Raw genomic sequence first — 1,433 nt, 5'->3', positions numbered from 1 at the left:
GGGTCGCTTCGCGGGGCGTCGCGAAGGGTGATGCGGGGGCGTCAGGCGTCGGCGGGGGCACCTCGCGGCGCGGCCCCGGGGGCGGCCGGGACTTGTCCGGCGGCGGCTCTGCGCATCGCGGGGGCGAGAGCGAGGCTGAGGACGTCGTGGAGGAGACCGTGCGGGATGCCATCAGTGCTCCCGATGCCGAAGGTGTGCCGCGTCGTACCACCCGGCGCTTTCCGCTGTTCACGCGGGACACCGCGCGTCCCGAGGGCGGTGGCCGGGCCGCGCCCGGTGACGCTCCCGCGCCCGCGCGGCAGTGGCCGATCCTCGCCGTGCTCGGCGTCGTCGGGCTGGGCCTGCTGCTGACCGCATTCGACGCCTTCCGCTACGGCACCCTGCTGATCGGCTGCGCCCTGGTGGCCGGTGCCGTGCTGCGCTGGGTCCTGCCCGACGTCGGCATGCTCGCGGTCCGCTCCCGGTTCACCGACATCGTCACCTACGGCGGCCTCGGCCTGGCGATCGTGCTGCTGGCGCTGATGGTGCAGCCCAACCCCTGGCTGCAGATCCCGTTCCTCAAGGACACGCTGCACTTCACGGTGAGCAGCAGTTAGTCGGCAAGGAACCCGGCACGACGACGGCCCGTCCTCTCCCCCGAGCAAGGACGGGCCGTCGCGGGAACCACCCTCCTGCACGGCGAAGGGCCTGTTCAACGGCTGTCGGCGCGCTGTGGCACGGAAGTGACCGTTCCGGTACGCGCACGGCACCCGGGAACCATCGGTGAACCGGCGTCGTCACCTGCTCAGAACGATGCGGGAGGTGTGCGATGGGCGGCTGGCAGCCGCTGGCGGGGGACATGCCGCCGGAGGTGCGGCACTTCGTGGAGCAGTTGCGGCTCCTCAAGGACCGGACGGGGCTCAGTCTCGTCGCGCTCGGCTCCAGGACCGCGTACAGCAAGTCCTCCTGGCACCGCTATCTCAACGGCACCCAGCCTCCGCCCCGCCAGGCCGTGGCCGCGCTGTGCCGGATCGCGGGCCTGCCCGAGCCGGACGCCGAGCGCTTCGTCGTCCGCTGGGAACTGGCGGTCCAGGCCTGGCCCCGGCCGGCGAGACCCGCGGAGGACCAGGGGACGGGCGAGTACGAGGACGACCCCACGCTGCCCTGGTGGGACACCCCGGAACCGGCACCGTCCTCGGCCGGGGGGCGGCTGCTGAGGTACGCGGTGCTGCTGCTCGTCCTCACCGCGCTGATCGCGGTCGTGGGCGTGGTCGCCCTGGGATGAGGTGCCGTGGCCAGGGGAGCGTCCGGGACGAGTGGGGTTGTCCATGTGTGGCTGCTGTGTCGATGTATTGGCAAGTTTGCGTCTCTGACACGGGATTGTTCGAGGGGAGGGCTAGCGTGGGCGAGTCCGACCGCGGATGCACCCGTGCGCCCCCACTCCTGTCTCTTAT

The 1,433-nt window shown here is 72.1% G+C and carries 2 protein-coding genes; both read left to right on the top strand.

Annotation, left to right across the window (positions count from 1 at the left end; all coding sequences use genetic code 11):
- Positions 1-146: 146 nt before the first annotated feature.
- On the top strand, positions 147-596 hold the full coding sequence (locus GRC12_RS44435) for a DUF3017 domain-containing protein (protein WP_133043521.1): 450 nt from the start codon (positions 147-149) through the stop codon (positions 594-596).
- Positions 597-808: 212 nt separating this feature from the next.
- Positions 809-1,264 carry a helix-turn-helix domain-containing protein gene (locus tag GRC12_RS44430; protein ID WP_208786093.1) on the top strand — a complete coding sequence of 152 codons (456 nt, stop codon included), beginning with the start codon at positions 809-811 and terminating at the stop codon, positions 1,262-1,264.
- Positions 1,265-1,433 lie beyond the last annotated feature (169 nt).

The organism is Streptomyces griseorubiginosus, assembly GCF_017614965.1.
In the GTDB taxonomy this organism is placed as follows: Bacteria; Actinomycetota; Actinomycetes; order Streptomycetales; family Streptomycetaceae; genus Streptomyces; species Streptomyces griseorubiginosus_B.
The sequence above is the reverse complement of the archived record's forward strand: the minus strand, read 5'-3'. Positions and strand labels throughout refer to the sequence as shown.

What these genes read in the sequence shown, in the direction of transcription:
- GRC12_RS44430 (WP_208786093.1), top strand. Translation starts at nt 809, where the DNA reads ATGGGCGGCTGGCAGCCGCTGGCGGGGGACATGCCGCCGGAGGTGCGG.